Source organism: Betaproteobacteria bacterium (assembly GCA_016720065.1).
Classification (GTDB): Bacteria; Pseudomonadota; Gammaproteobacteria; order Burkholderiales; family Rhodocyclaceae; genus SSSZ01.
This window is the reverse complement of record JADJXY010000002.1, coordinates 1,628,348-1,644,174: the sequence shown is the minus strand read 5'-3', so window position 1 is coordinate 1,644,174 and position 15,827 is coordinate 1,628,348. Positions and strand designations below refer to the sequence as shown.

15 protein-coding genes are annotated in these 15,827 nt (G+C 63.0%); 14 read left to right on the top strand and 1 reads right to left on the bottom strand.

The features are described from left to right. The first annotated feature begins 322 nt into the window (after positions 1 to 322). Positions 323 to 757 carry a DUF302 domain-containing protein gene (locus IPM73_10875; protein MBK8918517.1) on the top strand — a complete coding sequence of 145 codons (435 nt, stop codon included), beginning with the start codon at positions 323 to 325 and terminating at the stop codon, positions 755 to 757. A 59-nt stretch (positions 758 to 816) separates the two neighbouring features. Here the strand turns inward: IPM73_10875 and IPM73_10870 are convergent, their stop codons facing one another. Continuing rightward, positions 817 to 1,803: a malate dehydrogenase gene (locus IPM73_10870; GenBank protein MBK8918516.1), complete on the bottom strand. Its 987-nt coding sequence runs from the start codon at positions 1,801 to 1,803 to the stop codon at positions 817 to 819. 174 nt (positions 1,804 to 1,977) lie between these two features. Between IPM73_10870 and IPM73_10865 the strand changes: the two genes are divergently transcribed. From IPM73_10865 to IPM73_10805, 13 genes are all read left to right on the top strand, one after another. Next, a complete protein-coding gene (locus tag IPM73_10865; protein ID MBK8918515.1) occupies positions 1,978 to 2,733 on the top strand; it encodes a GntR family transcriptional regulator in 756 nt (251 codons plus the stop codon). A gap of 129 nt (positions 2,734 to 2,862) precedes the next feature. Further along, a complete protein-coding gene (gene sdhC / locus IPM73_10860) occupies positions 2,863 to 3,249 on the top strand; it encodes a succinate dehydrogenase, cytochrome b556 subunit (GenBank protein ID MBK8918514.1) in 387 nt (128 codons plus the stop codon). Next, a complete protein-coding gene (gene sdhD, locus IPM73_10855) occupies positions 3,246 to 3,593 on the top strand; it encodes a succinate dehydrogenase, hydrophobic membrane anchor protein (GenBank protein MBK8918513.1) in 348 nt (115 codons plus the stop codon). The genes sdhC and sdhD overlap by 4 nt, the downstream gene beginning before the upstream one ends. 2 nt (positions 3,594 to 3,595) lie before the next feature. Next, a complete protein-coding gene (gene sdhA / locus IPM73_10850; GenBank protein ID MBK8918512.1) occupies positions 3,596 to 5,380 on the top strand; it encodes a succinate dehydrogenase flavoprotein subunit in 1,785 nt (594 codons plus the stop codon). A gap of 12 nt (positions 5,381 to 5,392) precedes the next feature. Further along, positions 5,393 to 6,103, top strand: a complete 711-nt coding sequence (locus IPM73_10845; protein MBK8918511.1) for a succinate dehydrogenase iron-sulfur subunit — start codon at positions 5,393 to 5,395, stop codon at positions 6,101 to 6,103. Between the two features lie 110 nt (positions 6,104 to 6,213). Beyond that, positions 6,214 to 6,456, top strand: coding sequence for a succinate dehydrogenase assembly factor 2 (locus IPM73_10840; GenBank protein MBK8918510.1), 243 nt, complete (start codon positions 6,214 to 6,216; stop codon positions 6,454 to 6,456). 77 nt (positions 6,457 to 6,533) lie between these two features. Further along, positions 6,534 to 7,832: a citrate (Si)-synthase gene (gene gltA / locus IPM73_10835; protein MBK8918509.1), complete on the top strand. Its 1,299-nt coding sequence runs from the start codon at positions 6,534 to 6,536 to the stop codon at positions 7,830 to 7,832. A 109-nt stretch (positions 7,833 to 7,941) separates the two neighbouring features. Next, on the top strand, positions 7,942 to 10,779 hold the full coding sequence (locus tag IPM73_10830) for a 2-oxoglutarate dehydrogenase E1 component (GenBank protein ID MBK8918508.1): 2,838 nt from the start codon (positions 7,942 to 7,944) through the stop codon (positions 10,777 to 10,779). Positions 10,780 to 10,803: 24 nt separating this feature from the next. After that, positions 10,804 to 12,042, top strand: coding sequence for a 2-oxoglutarate dehydrogenase complex dihydrolipoyllysine-residue succinyltransferase (odhB, locus tag IPM73_10825; protein ID MBK8918507.1), 1,239 nt, complete (start codon positions 10,804 to 10,806; stop codon positions 12,040 to 12,042). A 74-nt stretch (positions 12,043 to 12,116) separates the two neighbouring features. Then, on the top strand, positions 12,117 to 13,541 hold the full coding sequence (lpdA, locus tag IPM73_10820; protein ID MBK8918506.1) for a dihydrolipoyl dehydrogenase: 1,425 nt from the start codon (positions 12,117 to 12,119) through the stop codon (positions 13,539 to 13,541). A gap of 116 nt (positions 13,542 to 13,657) precedes the next feature. Further along, the gene (locus IPM73_10815) at positions 13,658 to 14,773 is read left to right on the top strand and encodes an AFG1 family ATPase (protein MBK8918505.1); all 1,116 of its coding nucleotides are present in this window, start codon (positions 13,658 to 13,660) and stop codon (positions 14,771 to 14,773) included. Positions 14,774 to 14,871: 98 nt separating this feature from the next. Then, positions 14,872 to 15,582: a hypothetical protein gene (locus tag IPM73_10810; protein ID MBK8918504.1), complete on the top strand. Its 711-nt coding sequence runs from the start codon at positions 14,872 to 14,874 to the stop codon at positions 15,580 to 15,582. Continuing rightward, a complete protein-coding gene (locus IPM73_10805) occupies positions 15,579 to 15,806 on the top strand; it encodes a hypothetical protein (GenBank protein ID MBK8918503.1) in 228 nt (75 codons plus the stop codon). Before IPM73_10810 ends, IPM73_10805 begins: the two co-directional genes overlap by 4 nt. The last annotated feature ends 21 nt before the right edge of the window (positions 15,807 to 15,827 follow it).

The following is a 15,827-nucleotide window of genomic DNA, read 5'->3' as shown; positions in this document are numbered from 1 at the left end:
CTCCAAATCTTCCGGCTGGGTGGAAACGCCCGAAAAAGCGTGGGGTTTGGACACTGCGGTCACCCGGGGTAAGGCTGGCACGACACTCGCAAGATTGGGTGGAATGCGATCGAATGCGGACAACGGTGGCAAAGGGGGCCGCCGCGAGTTCCTGACCGGAGCGTGGGTAGGGGGCAGGGAGTTGCTCCTGGCCAGACGGCCGGTTGCTGTGGATTCGACCAAGCTTCGACTCGCATTTCGTGCGTCAGATGTCTTCCCTCATCTGCCATTTGCGCCCGTCAGGGCGCTTTTTTTTGCCTTTTCCCTTGCCCTGCTCAGCGCCTTGCCTTTCCAGAGCGTGGCCCAGGATGCGGTGGTCAGGCGCATCGAGTTCCCGGGGGCGAGTTTCGGGGGCGTGAAAGAGGCGCTGGTCGAATCCATCGAGGGTTCCGGACTGGTGGTGACGGCAACGATTCCGTTCAATCGCATGTTGGAGCGAACTGCCGGGGACCTGGGGCGGCGCGAGAGCCCGTTTTCCGATGCCCTCGTGGTTCAGTTCTGTAGCGCCAGGCTGGCATGGCAACTGGTCGAGGAAGATGCTGCGCAGGTCGCCCTGTGCCCGATGTCCATGGTCGTATACCAGCGTACCGCCGCTCCGGCGACCGTGGTCCTGGCCTATCGCACCCCCGGTGATGGAACGCCCGGTCGGCGGGCGGGGGATGCCTTGTTGGCGAGTCTGGCTGCCAAGGTGGCGGAACTGGTTCACCTGGGTTGGTAGGGGCAAAAAAAACCGCGGGACGGGCCCGCGGTTTCTGAGGGGTCGAAGTTCGAGGACGCTTACAGCATGTCCTTGACCGCTTCGGCCTCGTCGGTGAGTTCCTTCAGGGTCAGGTTGATCTTCTCCTGACTGTAGGCATCGATTTCGAGGCCCTGGATGATCTTGAAGGAGCCGCCCTTGCACTCGCAGGGGAAGCCGAAGACGATGTTCTTGGGGATGCCGTAGGAACCGTCCGAGGGAACGCCCATGGTGACCCATTCGTCGGAACCCAGCACCCAGTCGCGGATATGGTCGATGGCAGCGTTGGCGGCGGAGGCGGCGGAAGAAAGACCCCGGGCTTCGATGATGGCGGCGCCCCGCTTGCCGACGGTGGGCAGGAAGACGTCGTTGTTCCAGGCCTGATCGTTGATGAGGGCCTTGACGCTGTCACCGTTGGAGGTGGTGCTGCGGTAGTCGGCGTACATGGTGGGGGAGTGGTTGCCCCACACGACCAGCTTCTTCAGGGAAGAAACGGCGCGGCCGGTCTTGCCGGCAAGCTGGGACAGGGCGCGGTTGTGGTCCAGGCGCAGCATGCCGTGGTAGTTGTTGGGGTTGGTGCGGCCAACCTTCTTGGCGGCGGCGGCGGCGATGTAGGCGTTGGTGTTGCAGGGGTTGCCGACGACCAGAACCTTGACGTCTTCCTTGGCGTTCTCGGCGATGGCCTTGCCCTGGACGGTGAAAATGGCGCCGTTGGCGGTCAGCAGGTCGGCACGCTCCATGCCCTTGGTGCGGGGGCGGGCGCCAACCAGCAGGCAGACATCGGCGTCCTTGAAGGCAACGTTGGGGTCGTCGGTGGCGACCATGCCGGTCAGCAGCGGGAAGGCACAGTCTTCGAGCTCCATCATCACGCCCTTGACGGCCTGCTGGGCCTGCGGCAGGTCAAGCAGCTGGAGGATGACCGGCTGGTCTTTGCCAAGCATTTCGCCGGAAGCGATCCGGAAAAGCAGGCTATAGCCGATCTGGCCGGCGGCGCCGGTAACGGCGACGCGCATGGGAGCTTTGGACATATGTCTCTCCTGATGATGTGGGATGCGTGGATAAGGGGCGGAACCTCGAACGCCCGGGCGGGCGCGGAGACGGCAGATGTTAGAAGCTTCGCGTCGGAGTGTCAATTCGTCATCTGTCTTATATAAGACAACTTTTTATGGACGCTCCGGGGGATTTGTGATGAAATTCCTCCCATGAATCGCGAAGCTTCCCGCCCGGTCACGCGCTCGCCCTCGCCCACCTTCAGCCCCCTCTACCGGCAGATCAAGGAATTCATGATCAAGAGCCTGGAGGAGGGCGAATGGGGCCCAGGGGACGCGATTCCCAGCGAAGCCGAACTCGCCGCACACTTCAACGTCAGCCAGGGAACGGTCAGAAAAGCCATCGACGAAATGGCGGCCGAAAACCTCCTGGTGCGCCGCCAGGGCAAGGGGACCTTCGTGGCCACCCATGACGACCCCCGTTCAGCCTACCGTTTTCTGCGTTTGATCCCGGACAGCGGCGCCAACGAACACTCGGTGAGCGAGCCCTTGTCGTGCCGCAACCTCGCGGCTTCGGCCGAGGTGGCCGCAGCCCTGCAGATTGCGACCGGCGATCCGGTGGTGGCGGTCGAGCGCTTGCTGCGCTTCGAAGGAGAGCCGGTCGTCCTGGATCAGATATACCTGGTCGGTGAGCTTTTCCCCGGCTTGACCCTGGAGCGCCTGCGCGCTTCCGAGCGTTCCCTTTACAGCCTGTTCGAGAATGATTACGGAGTCCGCATGATCCGGGCCGAAGAGCGTCTTAGGGCGGTCTCCGCCGATGCGCACAGTGCGAAACTTCTTGCCGTCGGGGAGGGGAGCGCGCTCCTGTTGATCGAGCGTACGGCCTTCACCTACGGCAACAAGCCCGTCGAGTGGCGGCGGGGTCTTTACAGCACGCGCAGGCATCATTATCTGAACGAACTGGGGTGAGCCTAATCCTTACGGCTTAGCTTTATTGGCGCCGTTTTCAGGGGCTTCCTCCCGGTTTTGAATGTATAATTACGGACTTTTAAACCACGTAAAAGCGGACTACCGCACACTTCGCGAGGGATGACGTTCATGGCAGAAATGACCATCAAGAAGCGTCCAAAGAACTTGGACTTGACGACGATTCGACTGCCCTTGCCGGGCAAGGTCTCCATCCTGCACCGGGTGAGTGGCGCCGGTCTTTTCCTGTGCCTGCCCGTTGTGCTGTGGTTGTTCGGTGCGAGCCTGACGTCTCCCGAAACCTTCGCCACCTTCAAGGCCGTGGCCTCGACCCTGCCGGCCAAGGTCGTCCTGGCGGGCCTGATCTGGGCTTACTGCCATCATTTCTGCGCCGGCATCCGCTTCCTGCTGCTCGATCTGCACATCGGTATCGAGAAGGAAGGCGCCAGCAAGTCCGCCGCGGCGGTTCTGGCCGTGAGCATCCCGCTCACCCTGATCCTGTGGGGGGCGCTGCTGTGATCAACCGTATCGTCGTCGGGGCCCACTACGGCCTCAAGGACTGGATCGTCCAGCGTGCCACCGCCGTCATCATGGCCGTCTACTCGGTGCTGATGGCCGCTGTCCTGCTGATTTGTCGTCCGAGCACCTTCGAAGCCTGGCAAGGTGTGTTCGCCAACGGCTTTATCAAGTTCGTGACCTTCCTCTTTTTCGTCAGCCTGTTCTACCACGCCTGGATCGGTGTGCGCGACATCTGGATGGACTACGTCAAGCCGACCGGCCTGCGTCTGACCCTGCACGTGCTGACCGCGACCGCGCTGGTGGGCTACACCGCGTGGGCTGCTGCGATTCTCTGGAGGCTGTAAGCGTGAGTATTCCTGTTCTGAAGTTTGATGCAGTCATCGTCGGTGCCGGTGGCGCCGGTCTGCGTTCGGCCATTCAATTGTCCGAGGCCGGCCTCAAGACCGCCGTCCTGTCCAAGGTTTTCCCGACCCGTTCCCACACCGTCGCCGCCCAGGGTGGCGTCGCGGCCTCCCTGGGCAACTCCGAGGAAGATCACTGGACGTGGCACATGTACGACACCGTCAAGGGTTCCGACTGGCTCGGCGACCAGGACGCCATCGAGTTCATGTGCAAGAAGGCCAACGAAGTGGTCGTCGAGCTCGAGCACTACGGCATGCCCTTCGACCGTACCGACAACGGCAAGATCTACCAGCGTCCCTTCGGCGGCCACATGTCCAACTTCGGCGAAAAGCCGGTGCGTCGCTCTTGCGCGGCCGCTGACCGTACCGGTCACGCCATGCTGCACGCCATGTACCAGCGCAACGTCAAGGCCAACACCCAGTTCTTCGTGGAATGGATGGCCCTGGACCTGATCCGCGACGCCGAAGGCCATGTCGTCGGCGTCACCGCCATGGAAATGGAAACCGGCCAGGTGGTGATCTTCCACACCCGCGCCACCATTTTCGCGACCGGCGGTGCCGGCCGCATCTTCTACTCCTCCACCAACGCCTTCATCAATACCGGTGACGGCCTGGGTATGGCGGCCCGTGCCGGCATCCCGCTGGAAGACATGGAGTTCTGGCAGTTCCACCCCACCGGCGTGGCCGGTGCCGGCGTGCTGATTACCGAAGGCGTCCGTGGCGAAGGCGGCATCCTGCGCAACAGCAGCAAGGAGCGCTTCATGGAGCGCTATGCGCCGAACGCCAAGGATCTCGCGTCCCGCGACGTGGTTTCCCGCGCCATGGCTACCGAAATCAAGGAAGGCCGCGGCTGTGGCGTCAATAAGGACTACGTCCTGCTCGACATCACCCACCTCGACCCCGCCACCATCCTGAAGCGCCTGCCGGGCATCCGCGAAATCGGCATCCAGTTCGCCGGCGTCGATTGCATCAAGGAACCGCTGCCGGTGGTGCCGACCTGTCACTACCAGATGGGCGGCATCCCGACCCATTACTCCGGCCGTGTCGTCGTGCCCCAGAACGGCAACGCCAACACCGTGGTCCCCGGCTTCTACGCCGGCGGCGAGTGCGCCTGCGCCTCCGTCCATGGCGCCAACCGCCTGGGCACCAACTCCCTGCTCGACCTCCTGGTCTTCGGCAAGTCCGCCGGCGATTCCGCCGTGGAAGACCTCAAGGGCGGCAAGGCCCACCGCGACCTGCCCAAGGACGCCGCCGAAAAGTCCCTGGCCCGCATCAGCGCCATCGACAACCGCAAGGGCGGCGCCAACGTGCATGAAACCCGTCTGGCCATGCAGCGCACCATGCAGGACCACGCCGGCGTCTTCCGCTTCGGCGACATGCTGAAGCAGGGCGTGAGCAAGATCCTGGAAGTCGAAAAGGCCGCTCGCCAACTCGAGATCAAGGACAAATCCATGGCCTGGAACACGGCCCGGACCGAAGCCCTCGAGATGGAAAACCTGATCGAAGTCGCCAAGGCCACCATGATCTCTGCCGAAGCCCGCAAGGAATCCCGCGGCGCCCACGTCCGTGACGATGCGCCGGATACCCCGGAATTCCCCAACGGCCGCAACGACAAGGAATGGCTCAAGCACACGCTGTTCTCCCCGGTTGACAACACAATCGTTTACAAGCCGGTGACCATGCAGCCGCTGTCCGTCGAACCCATCGCGCTCAAGACGCGCTCCTACTGATCGGAGAAAAACATGACCAAGCGTACGGTTCAATTCAGCATCTACCGCTACGATCCGGACAAGGACGACGCGCCCTACATGCAGGACATCTCGGTGGAACTCGAACCCACCGACCGCAAGCTGCTGGACGCCCTGACCAAGTTGAAGGCCAAGGACGACACCCTGTCCTACCGCCGCTCCTGCCGTGAAGGCGTCTGCGGTTCCGACGCCATGAACATCAACGGCAAGAACGGCCTGGCCTGCCTGCAGGACATCGACGAGCTCAAGCAGCCCATCGTTCTGCGCCCGCTGCCCGGCCTGCCGGTCATCCGCGACCTGATCGTGGACATGACCCAGTTCTTCAAACAGTACCACTCGATCAAGCCCTACCTCATCAACAACGACCCCCCGCCGGAGCGCGAGCGCCTACAGTCGCCGGAAGATCGCGAAGAGCTGAACGGCCTCTACGAGTGCATCCTGTGCGCCTGCTGCTCGACCTCCTGCCCGTCGTTCTGGTGGAACCCGGACAAGTTCGTCGGCCCGGCCGGCCTCTTGGCCGCCTACCGCTTCATCGCCGACACCCGCGACCAGGCCACCAACGAGCGCCTCGACAACCTCGAGGATCCGTATCGTCTGTTCCGCTGCCACACCATCATGAACTGTGTCGATGTCTGTCCGAAGGGTCTCAACCCGACCAAGGCCATCGGCAAGATCAAGGACATGATGGTCCGCCGCGCCGTCTGATCCATGTTCCCGGTGAGGTGGTGCCGTACTGAACTCGTTTGCCGTGCTGCCGTGGCAAGCGGTCGGACATCGCCCCTCGCCCCGGCTGTCAGACGGATCGCAGACTGATGATGGATCGCGCGCGATACGAGCGGATGCGCTGGCGATGTGTTCGGCGGGCTCTGCTGGAACTGGATATTGCGCTGACGCGTTTTCTCGACGACGGCTTCGAAAAGCTTGATGAACAGCAGCAATTGGTCTTCGAAGAACTAGTCCTGATGGAGGATCACGACCTTTGGTACTTGATTAGCGGTCAGGCCGAATGTCATGATCTCCGTTTCGCCCCCATCGTGGCTCTGTTACGTAAGAGTTGAGTAAGGTAGGCCCCCTACAGTAGGGGCTTGCCGTTTTTTTGCAGCGAAGTGACCACACCTGAAAAAGGGAAGTAACCATGACGACCGAACGCAAGGCAACCCTGAGCATCGATGGACAGGCTCCCGTCGATTTCCCGATCATGTCTCCGACCCACGGCAACGACTGTGTCGATATCCGCACCCTTGGCGCCAAGACCGGTTTGTTTACCTATGACTCGGGCTTCCTCTCCACCGCCAGCTGCAAATCCCGCGTCACCTTCATCGACGGCGACAAGGGCGAACTGCTCTACCGCGGCTACCCCATCGAACAACTGGCGGAACAGTGCAACTTCCTGGAAGTCACCTACCTCCTGAAGAACGGCGAGTTGCCCAACGCCACCCAGAAAGCCCAGTTCGAGAAGACCATCAAGAACCACACGATGGTCCACGAGCAACTGACCAAGTTCTACTCCGGTTTCCGTCGCGATGCCCACCCGATGGCCGTCATGACCGGGGTGGTCGGCGCCCTGTCTGCCTTCTACCACGACGCCATGGACTTCTCCGACGTCGATCACCGCAACGTCAGCTTCAATCGCCTCGTGGCCAAGATGCCGACCATCGTCGCCATGGCCTACAAGTACAGCACCGGCATGCCCTTCATTTATCCGGATAACGAGCTGGACTACACCTCCAACTTCATGCGCATGATGTTCGGCAACCCCTGCGAGAAGTACGTGCCGAACCCGGTGCTGGTCCGCGCCCTCGACATCATCTTCACCCTGCACGCCGATCACGAGCAGAACGCCTCCACCTCCACGGTGCGTCTGGCCGGTTCCTCCGGCGCCAATCCCTTCGCCTGTATCGCCGCGGGTATCGCCTGTCTGTGGGGCCCGGCCCACGGTGGCGCCAACGAGGCCTGCCTGCAGATGCTGGAACAGATTGGCGACGTGTCCCGCGTGGGCGAATACATCAATCGCGCCAAGGACAAGAACGATTCCTTCAAGCTCATGGGCTTCGGTCACCGCGTCTACAAGAACTTCGACCCCCGCGCCAAGCTCATGCGCAAGGTCTGCGGCGACGTGCTCCAGGAACTGGGTCTGCAGAACGACCGCCTGTTCAAGTTGGCCATGGAACTGGAAAAGATCGCCCTGGAAGATCCCTACTTCGTCGAGAAGAAGCTCTACCCGAACGTGGACTTCTATTCCGGCATCGTCCAGAAGGCCATCGGTATTCCCACCGAGATGTTCACCTGCATCTTCGCCCTCGCCCGTACCGTTGGCTGGATGACCCAGTGGGAAGAAATGATCACCGACCCCGAGTACAAGATCGGTCGGCCCCGTCAACTCTACATTGGCGCTGCCAAGCGCGACGTCGTACCGCTCGCTCAGCGCGCCTGAGCGCGACCAAGAAAAGGCGGCCTGCGGGTCGCCTTTTTTTCAAGCAGTAGCCGCGGTGTCACCTCAAGGCCGGCACGCGGGTAGCCATAACACCCAATAGGGGACATTCATGACCACGATGACGCAATTGTTCGACAGTTCGATGTACTTCGGCGGCAACGCGCCCTTCGTCGAAGAGCTTTACGAGAACTATCTCAATAATCCGACCGCCGTGCCCGAAGAGTGGCGCGACTATTTCGACCGCCTGACCCAGATGCCGGGTTACGTCGCCCGCGACGTGCCCCACGCACCGGTCATCGCCGCCTTTGCGGAACTGGCCAAGGACGGCGGGTTCCGGCCCGCATCCCCGGTGTCCAGCGAGGACGGCAAAAAGCAGGTCGGCGTCATCCAACTGATCAACGTCTATCGCTTTCTCGGCACCCGCTGGGCCGACCTGGATCCCCTCAAGCGCATGCCCCGCCCGGCGATCCCCGAACTCGAACTCTCCTTCTACGGGTTCTCGGATTCCGACCTGAACAAGACCTTCAACGCCGGTTCCTTCAAAGGCACGCCGGAGAACGCCAAGCTGGGCGACATCGTCGAGGCCCTGAAGCAGACCTACTGCGGCTCCATTGGCGTCGAATACATGTACATGAGCGACTACGGCGAGAAGCGCTGGTTGCAGGAGCGGCTGGAGACCATTCGCTCCCGTGGCTCCTACAACCCGGAGCAAAAGAAGCGTCTGCTCGAGCGACTGACTGCCGCAGAGACCCTGGAGCGCTACCTGCATACCCGCTACGTCGGTCAGAAGCGCTTCTCCCTCGAAGGGGGCGAGTCCCTCATCGTCTCCATGGATGAAGCCATCCGTACCGGTGGCCGGCTGGGGGTCGATGAAGTGGTCATCGGCATGGCCCACCGGGGTCGCCTGAACGTGCTGGTGAATACCTTGGGCAAGGCTCCTGCCATGCTTTTCGACGAGTTCGAAGGCAAGAAGAAGAGCGATCTCTCGGCCGGCGACGTCAAGTACCACCTGGGTTACTCCTCCGACGTCTACACCCCGGGCGGCCCCTGCCACTTGACCCTGGCCTTCAACCCCTCGCACCTGGAAATCGTCAATCCGGTGGTGGAAGGCTCGGTCTACGCCCGCCAGGTGCGGCGCGGCGCGGTGGGCAAGCAGAAGGTTCTGCCGGTTCTGGTGCACGGCGACGCTGCCGTGGCAGGGCAGGGCGTCAATCAGGAAATGCTCAATTTTGCCCAGACGCGCGGCTACGGCACCGGGGGCACCCTGCACATCGTGGTGAACAACCAGATCGGGTTCACCACCAGCGATCCCCGTGACTACCGCTCCTCCCTGTACTGCACGGACATCTTCAAGATGGCGGAAGCGCCCATCTTCCACGTCAATGGAGACGATCCGGAAGCCGTGGCGCTGGCCACCCAGGTGGCCATGGAGTTCCGCCAGAAGTACCAGAAGGATGTGGTGGTGGATATCGTCTGCTTCAGAAAACTCGGCCACAACGAGCAGGACGAGCCGATGGTCACCCAGCCGCTGATGTACAAGAAGATCGGCCAGCATCCGGGCACCCGCAAGCTCTACGGCGACAAGCTGATCGCCGAGGGCGTGCTGCCGGCAGACGGTCCCGACCAGATGATCGCCCAGTACCGCGATCACCTCGACAAGGGCGAATTGCTCTACAACCCGGTCCTGGCCGGCTATAAGCATCCCAATACCATCGACTGGATGCCCTTCCTCGCCAAGAACTACATCGAGACCTGCGACACCCGCGTACCGGCCAAGGATCTGCAGCGTCTGGCCCAGCGCCTGACCACGCTTCCAGCCGGCTTCACCCTGCACTCCCGGGTCAAGAAGATCGTCGAGGATCGCGCTGCCATGGGCGACGGCAAGCTGCCGGTCGACTGGGGCATGGCCGAGAACCTGGCCTACGCCTCCCTGCTGGTTTCTGGCTACGGCGTGCGCATTTCCGGCGAAGACGTCGGCCGCGGCACCTTCTTCCACCGCCACGCCGCCTTCCACGACCAGAACCGCGAGAACTGGAACGAAGGCACCTACTATCCCCTGCAGCACCTGCAGGAGAAGCAGGCCGGCTTCCAGTGCTACGACTCGGTGCTGTCGGAAGAGGCTGTCCTGGGCTTCGACTACGGTTACGCCTCCGCCAACCCCTATGAACTGGTGATCTGGGAAGGCCAGTTCGGCGACTTCGCCAACGGCGCCCAGGTGGTCGTCGACCAGTTCATCTCCTCCGGCGAAGCCAAGTGGGGCCGGGCCTGCGGCCTGGTCATGCTGCTCCCCCACGGCTACGAGGGCCAGGGTCCGGAGCACTCCTCAGCCCGTCTGGAACGTTACATGCAGGCCTGTGCCGAGCTGAACATGGAAGTCTGCGTGCCCACCACGGCCGCCCAGGTCTTCCACATGCTGCGGCGTCAGGCGGTCCGCATGCAGCGCAAGCCGCTGATCGTCATGTCGCCCAAGTCCCTCCTGCGCCACAAGGACGCCTGCTCGCCCCTGGAAGATCTGGCCAACGGCGAATTCCAGCGCGTCATCGGTGAAGTGGACAAACTCGACGCCAAAAAGGTAACCCGGGTTGTCCTGTGCTGCGGCAAGGTCTATTACGACCTGGTCGCCGCCCGCCGCGAGCAGAAGCTCAACCACATCGCCATCGTGCGTCTGGAGCAGCTCTATCCCTTCCCCCAGGATTCCCTGGCCAAGGAACTCGCCAAGTACCCCAAGGCGACGGAAATCGTCTGGTGTCAGGAAGAGCCGCGCAACCAGGGCGCCTGGTACTGGATCGCTTCCCGCCACCATCTGGATACCCAGTTGGGCGGCACCCAGAAACTGCTCCTGGTGTCCCGTCCCGCCTCGTCGTCGCCGGCGGTAGGGTATCTCGCCAAGCACAACCAGCAACAAAAAGCTCTGGTCGAGTCCGCCCTGGGCAAGATCGAGTACTGATAACACTGCACGAGTGGAGCCATCATGAGCATTATCGAAGTCAAAGTCCCCCAGCTCTCCGAGTCCGTTGCCGAAGGCACGCTGGCGTCCTGGAAGAAAAAGGTCGGCGAAGCCGTTGCCCGTGACGAGATCGTCATCGACATCGAAACCGACAAGGTCGTCCTCGAAGTTCCCGCCCCGGACGCCGGTGTCCTGGTGGAAATCATCAAGGGTGACGGCGAAACCGTCACCTCCGGCGAACTCATCGCCCGGATCGACACGGAAGCCAAGGCCGGCGCCGCGGCCCCCGCCGCCAAGGCGGCCGCGCCAAAGGCTGCCGCTCCGGCACCCGCCGCCGCGGCTCCTGCCGGTACGGCCAGCCCCGCCGCCCGCAAGATCCTGGACGAAAAGGGCATCGCTGCCTCCGACGTCTCGGGCTCGGGCCGTGGCGGTCGCGTGACCAAGGAAGACGCCGTTGGCGCCCAGAAGGCCGCCGCGCCCGCCGCCGGCCCCGTTGCTGCCCCGGCCGCTGCCGCTGCCGCGACCCTGCCGGTTCCCACCTCGGGCATCGATGTGCAGGCCAGCCGCACCGAGCAGCGCGTGCCCATGTCCCGGCTGCGCGCGCGGGTCGCCCAGCGTCTGGTCGAATCGCAGTCGACCAACGCCATCCTGACCACCTTCAACGAAGTGAACATGGGGCCCATCATGGCCCTGCGCAAGCAATACGCCGAAAAGTTCGAAAAGACCCATGGCGTCCGCCTGGGCTTCATGGGCTTCTTCGTCAAGGCCGCCTGCGCTGCCCTGCAGAAGTTCCCGGTGCTCAACGCCTCCGTCGATGGCAACGACATCGTCTACCACGGCTTCATCGACATCGGCATTGCCGTCGGCTCGCCCCGCGGTCTGGTTGTGCCCATCCTGCGCAACGCCGACCAGATGACCGTGGCCGAGATCGAGAAAAAGATCGCCGAATTCGGCAACAAGGCCAAGGACGGCAAGTTGTCCATCGAAGAACTCACCGGTGGCACCTTCTCCATTTCCAATGGCGGTGTCTTCGGTTCCATGCTCTCCACCCCGATCATCAACCCGCCCCAGTCGGCCATCCTCGGCATTCATGCCACCAAGGATCGGGCCGTGGTCGAGAATGGTCAGGTCGTGGTGCGCCCGATCAACTACCTCGCCATGTCCTACGACCACCGCATCATCGACGGCCGCGAAGCCGTCCTCGGTCTGGTGACCATGAAGGAAGCGCTGGAAGATCCGGCTCGTCTGCTCCTCGGCGTCTAATCGACGTCGCTCGGGCGCCAGCGTCTCACAAGGGCGCTGGCGCTTTGCACATCCGAACATCGAAAGGTTGAACCATGTCCAAGCAATTTGACGTGCTCGTCATCGGCGGCGGTCCCGGCGGCTATGTGGCGGCGATCCGCGCCTCCCAGTTGGGCTTCAATACCGCCTGCTGTGAATCCAATCCCTACGCCGACCCCAAGGGCGAGCCCCGCCTCGGTGGCACCTGCCTGAACGTCGGCTGCATCCCGTCCAAGGCCTTGCTGCATACCTCCCACCTGTTCGAGGAAGCCGGCCACGCCTTCGCCGCCCAGGGCATCAAGGTGAGCAAGCCCAGCATCGACGTGCCCACCATGAAGGGCCGCAAGGACACCATCGTCAATCAGCTCACCTCCGGCATCAAGGGCCTGTTCAAGAAGAACAAGGTCACCTTCCTGGCCGGCCACGGCTCCTTTGTCGCCCAGGAAGGCGACAGCTGGAAGGTCAAGGTCGGCAATGAGGAAGTGTTGGCCAAGCAGGTCATCATCGCCACCGGTTCCAAGGCCCGCCATCTGCCCGGCCTGCCCGTGGACAACAAGATCGTCATGGACAACGAAGGGGCCCTGGATCAGGAATCCGTTCCCAAGAATCTGGCCGTCATCGGCGCTGGCGTCATCGGCCTGGAAATGGGCTCCGTCTGGCGTCGTCTGGGGTCCGAAGTCACCATCCTGGAAGTTCTGCCCGACTTCCTTTCCGTCGCCGACCAGGATGTAGCCAAGGAGGCCGCCAAGGTCTTCGCCAAGCAGGGTCTCGACATCAAACTTGGCGTCAAGCTGGGCGACATCAAGACCACCAAGAAGAGCGTCTCCATCGCTTATACCGATAAGGATGGCAAGGCCCAGACACTGGACGCCGATCGCCTGATCGTCTCCATCGGCCGCATCCCCAATACCGACGGTCTGAATGCCGAAGCCGTGGGCTTGAAGCTCACCGACCGCGGCATGGTCGACGTCGATGGCCACTGCCAGACCAACCTGCCGGGCGTCTGGGCCATTGGCGACGTGGTGCGCGGCCCCATGCTGGCCCACAAGGCCTCCGAGGAAGGCATCATGGTCGCCGAGTTGATCGCCGGCCAGGCCGGTCACTGCAACTTCGACACCGTTCCCTTCGTCATCTACACCAGCCCGGAAATCGCCTGGGTCGGCAAGACCGAGCAGCAGTTGAAGGCCGACGGAGTCGCCTACAAGGCCGGCAAGGTGCCCTTCCTGGCCAGCGGCCGGGCCCTGGGCATGGGCGATCCCACCGGCTTCGTCAAGATCCTGGCCTGCGCCCAGACTGACCGCATCCTCGGCGTGCACATCATCGGCGCCAATGCCTCCGAGCTGATCGCCGAAGCCGTGGTGGCCATGGAATTCGGCGGTGCCTCGGAAGACCTGGCACGCATCTGCCACGCCCACCCGACGCTCTCCGAAATCACCCACGAAGCGGCCCTGGCCTGCGACAAGCGCGCCATCCACTTCTGAATCGGAAGCACGTAGCGCCTGAAAAGGCGGGTGGCGGCGACGCACAAGGCGGGTGGCGGCGACGCACCCGCCTTTTTCTTTGGCAGAATGCCGCACTGGCCCCACGACAAGAACTCATGCCCCACCGAAAACTCAATGTCTCCGCCACCGGCATGCTTGACGCCTATTTTGGGCTGCTGCAGAGCCTCGGCTACGTGGCCGATGCCGCCCAACAGGCGGCGGCGGAATCCCTGCAGCGCCTCTACGGTGACCTGCTGGACTTCAAGGTCGCCCGTGGCAGCACCTTCAAGCGTCTGCTGGCGCCGCCCAAGCCACCCCGGGGTGTCTATTTCTGGGGTGGGGTCGGACGGGGCAAGAGCTTTCTCATGGATTGTTTCTTCAACGCTGTCCCGTACCGGCGCAAAAAGCGCGTCCACTTCCACGCCTTCATGCAGCAAATCCACCGGGATCTGGATGCCTGCAAAGGCGAGGCCGACCCCATGCTCAAGGTGGCCGAGCACATTGCCAAGGACGTGCGCCTGCTCTGCTTCGACGAATTCCACGTCTCCGACATCGCCGATGCCATGATCCTGGGGCGGCTGCTGGACGGCCTTTTCGAACGGGGAGTCATCCTCGTTATGACCTCCAACTATCCGCCGGACAAGCTCTACCCCGACGGCCTGCACCGCGAGAGTTTTCTGCCGACAATCGCGCTGCTCAAGGAGCGCATGCACATCGTCGAGGTGGACGCCGGAATCGATTACCGCCTGCGTACCCTGGAACAGGTGGAGATTTACCATTTCCCCGACGATGGTGAGGCGGAGCGAAAAATGCTCGACTCTTTTCGCAGGGTGGCCGGAGAAGAAGGAAAGAAGGGGGGCAGGATCGAGGTGCTGGGCCGCGACATCGACACCCTGCGCCGGGCCAACGGCGTCATCTGGTTCGATTTCAAGACCCTGTGCGGCGGCCCCCGCTCCCAGAACGACTACCTGGAGATCGCCCGCCGCTACCATACGGTGCTGCTCTCCCACATTCCAAAAATGACCGTCCACCAGGCTTCCGAAGCCCGTCGCTTCACCTGGCTGGTGGATGTTTTCTACGATCACCGGGTCAAGTTCATCGCCACGGCGACCGTCCCGCCGCGGGATCTCTATACGGAAGGAACACAGGCCGGCGAATTTGTCCGCACCGTCAGCCGCCTGACCGAAATGAACTCCCGCGAATACCTCGCCCTGGCCCACAATACCGCCTGACTTTGCGCGATCGCCCCCCCATGTTCCAGCGCCTGTTTTGTCTTCTTCTGTTCGTTTGCAGTTCCGCTTGGGCTCAGCAACAGCTTGAAGTCATCCCTTTGCGCAGCCAGACAGTGGACAAGGTGCTACCTGTCCTGCTGCCCCTGGTCGAGCCTGGAGGATCGCTGAGCGGCATGAACAATCAGCTCTTCCTGCGCGCCAGCCCTCGCAACCGCGAGGAAATCAAGCGCGCCCTGGCCGCCATCGACACCCCCGCGCGGCGTCTGATCATCCGCGTCAGTCAGAACAGGCAGGCCGAAATCGAACGCCGCGGTGCGTCGGGGAGCGCCCAGGTCACCCTGGGCAGTACCCGTCGTGTCGAAGCCGGTGCGCAGGTGTGGGATACCCGCAGCGTGCGGCGGGACTCCGGCGAACAGAGCGTGCAGACGCTCGAAGGCGCGTCCGCTTTCATTCAGATCGGTCGCTCCCTGGCCATTCCTTTGCGCCAGGTCGTCATCGGACCGGGGGGCGTCGTCGCCAGTGAAACCACGGTGTTTCGCGATGTGGGACAGGGCTTCTATGCCATACCCCGTCTCGCAGGGGACCGCGTGACGCTGGACATCAGCCAGCAGGCCGATGCGGCCGGTCCCGGAGGCAGCGTGGCCACCCAACGCCTGAGCACCACCGTCAGCGGTCGTCTGGGCGAGTGGATCGAATTGGGCGGCGGCGGCCGTCGGGCTGCAGCGGGAGACCGGAGCGGCGTCAATCTTTCAACCCAGGACGTGAGCGAGTCCCGCTCCGTCTGGCTCCAGGTGGAGGAAGTGCCATGAAACGCCACGTCGGGCAGCAGATTGCCCTGGCCACCGCAATTTTCTGCGCGCTCCTTGCCCTGCCCGTCGTCGCGCTCTTCGTCTGGCTCTTGCAGACTCGCGGACTCGCCGACAGCTGGGCACCGAGCGCCCTGGCCGGCGTGGCATTCCTGCTCTGCTGCTCTGGCGTGCTCTACGTCATGAGCCGTCCCCAGCCGCCGCTTCCGCAAGAAGAAGACTCCTGAGCCAACCCTGCCAGGCGGCGG

Coding starts and splice junctions, on each gene's coding strand:
- IPM73_10870 (MBK8918516.1), bottom strand. CDS start 1,803: ATGTCCAAAGCTCCCATGCGCGTCGCCGTTACCGGCGCCGCCGGCCAG.
- IPM73_10865 (MBK8918515.1), top strand. CDS start 1,978: ATGAATCGCGAAGCTTCCCGCCCGGTCACGCGCTCGCCCTCGCCCACC.
- sdhC (MBK8918514.1), top strand. CDS start 2,863: ATGGCAGAAATGACCATCAAGAAGCGTCCAAAGAACTTGGACTTGACG.
- IPM73_10845 (MBK8918511.1), top strand. CDS start 5,393: ATGACCAAGCGTACGGTTCAATTCAGCATCTACCGCTACGATCCGGAC.
- IPM73_10840 (MBK8918510.1), top strand. CDS start 6,214: ATGGATCGCGCGCGATACGAGCGGATGCGCTGGCGATGTGTTCGGCGG.
- gltA (MBK8918509.1), top strand. CDS start 6,534: ATGACGACCGAACGCAAGGCAACCCTGAGCATCGATGGACAGGCTCCC.
- IPM73_10830 (MBK8918508.1), top strand. CDS start 7,942: ATGACCACGATGACGCAATTGTTCGACAGTTCGATGTACTTCGGCGGC.
- odhB (MBK8918507.1), top strand. CDS start 10,804: ATGAGCATTATCGAAGTCAAAGTCCCCCAGCTCTCCGAGTCCGTTGCC.
- lpdA (MBK8918506.1), top strand. CDS start 12,117: ATGTCCAAGCAATTTGACGTGCTCGTCATCGGCGGCGGTCCCGGCGGC.
- IPM73_10815 (MBK8918505.1), top strand. CDS start 13,658: ATGCCCCACCGAAAACTCAATGTCTCCGCCACCGGCATGCTTGACGCC.
- IPM73_10805 (MBK8918503.1), top strand. CDS start 15,579: ATGAAACGCCACGTCGGGCAGCAGATTGCCCTGGCCACCGCAATTTTC.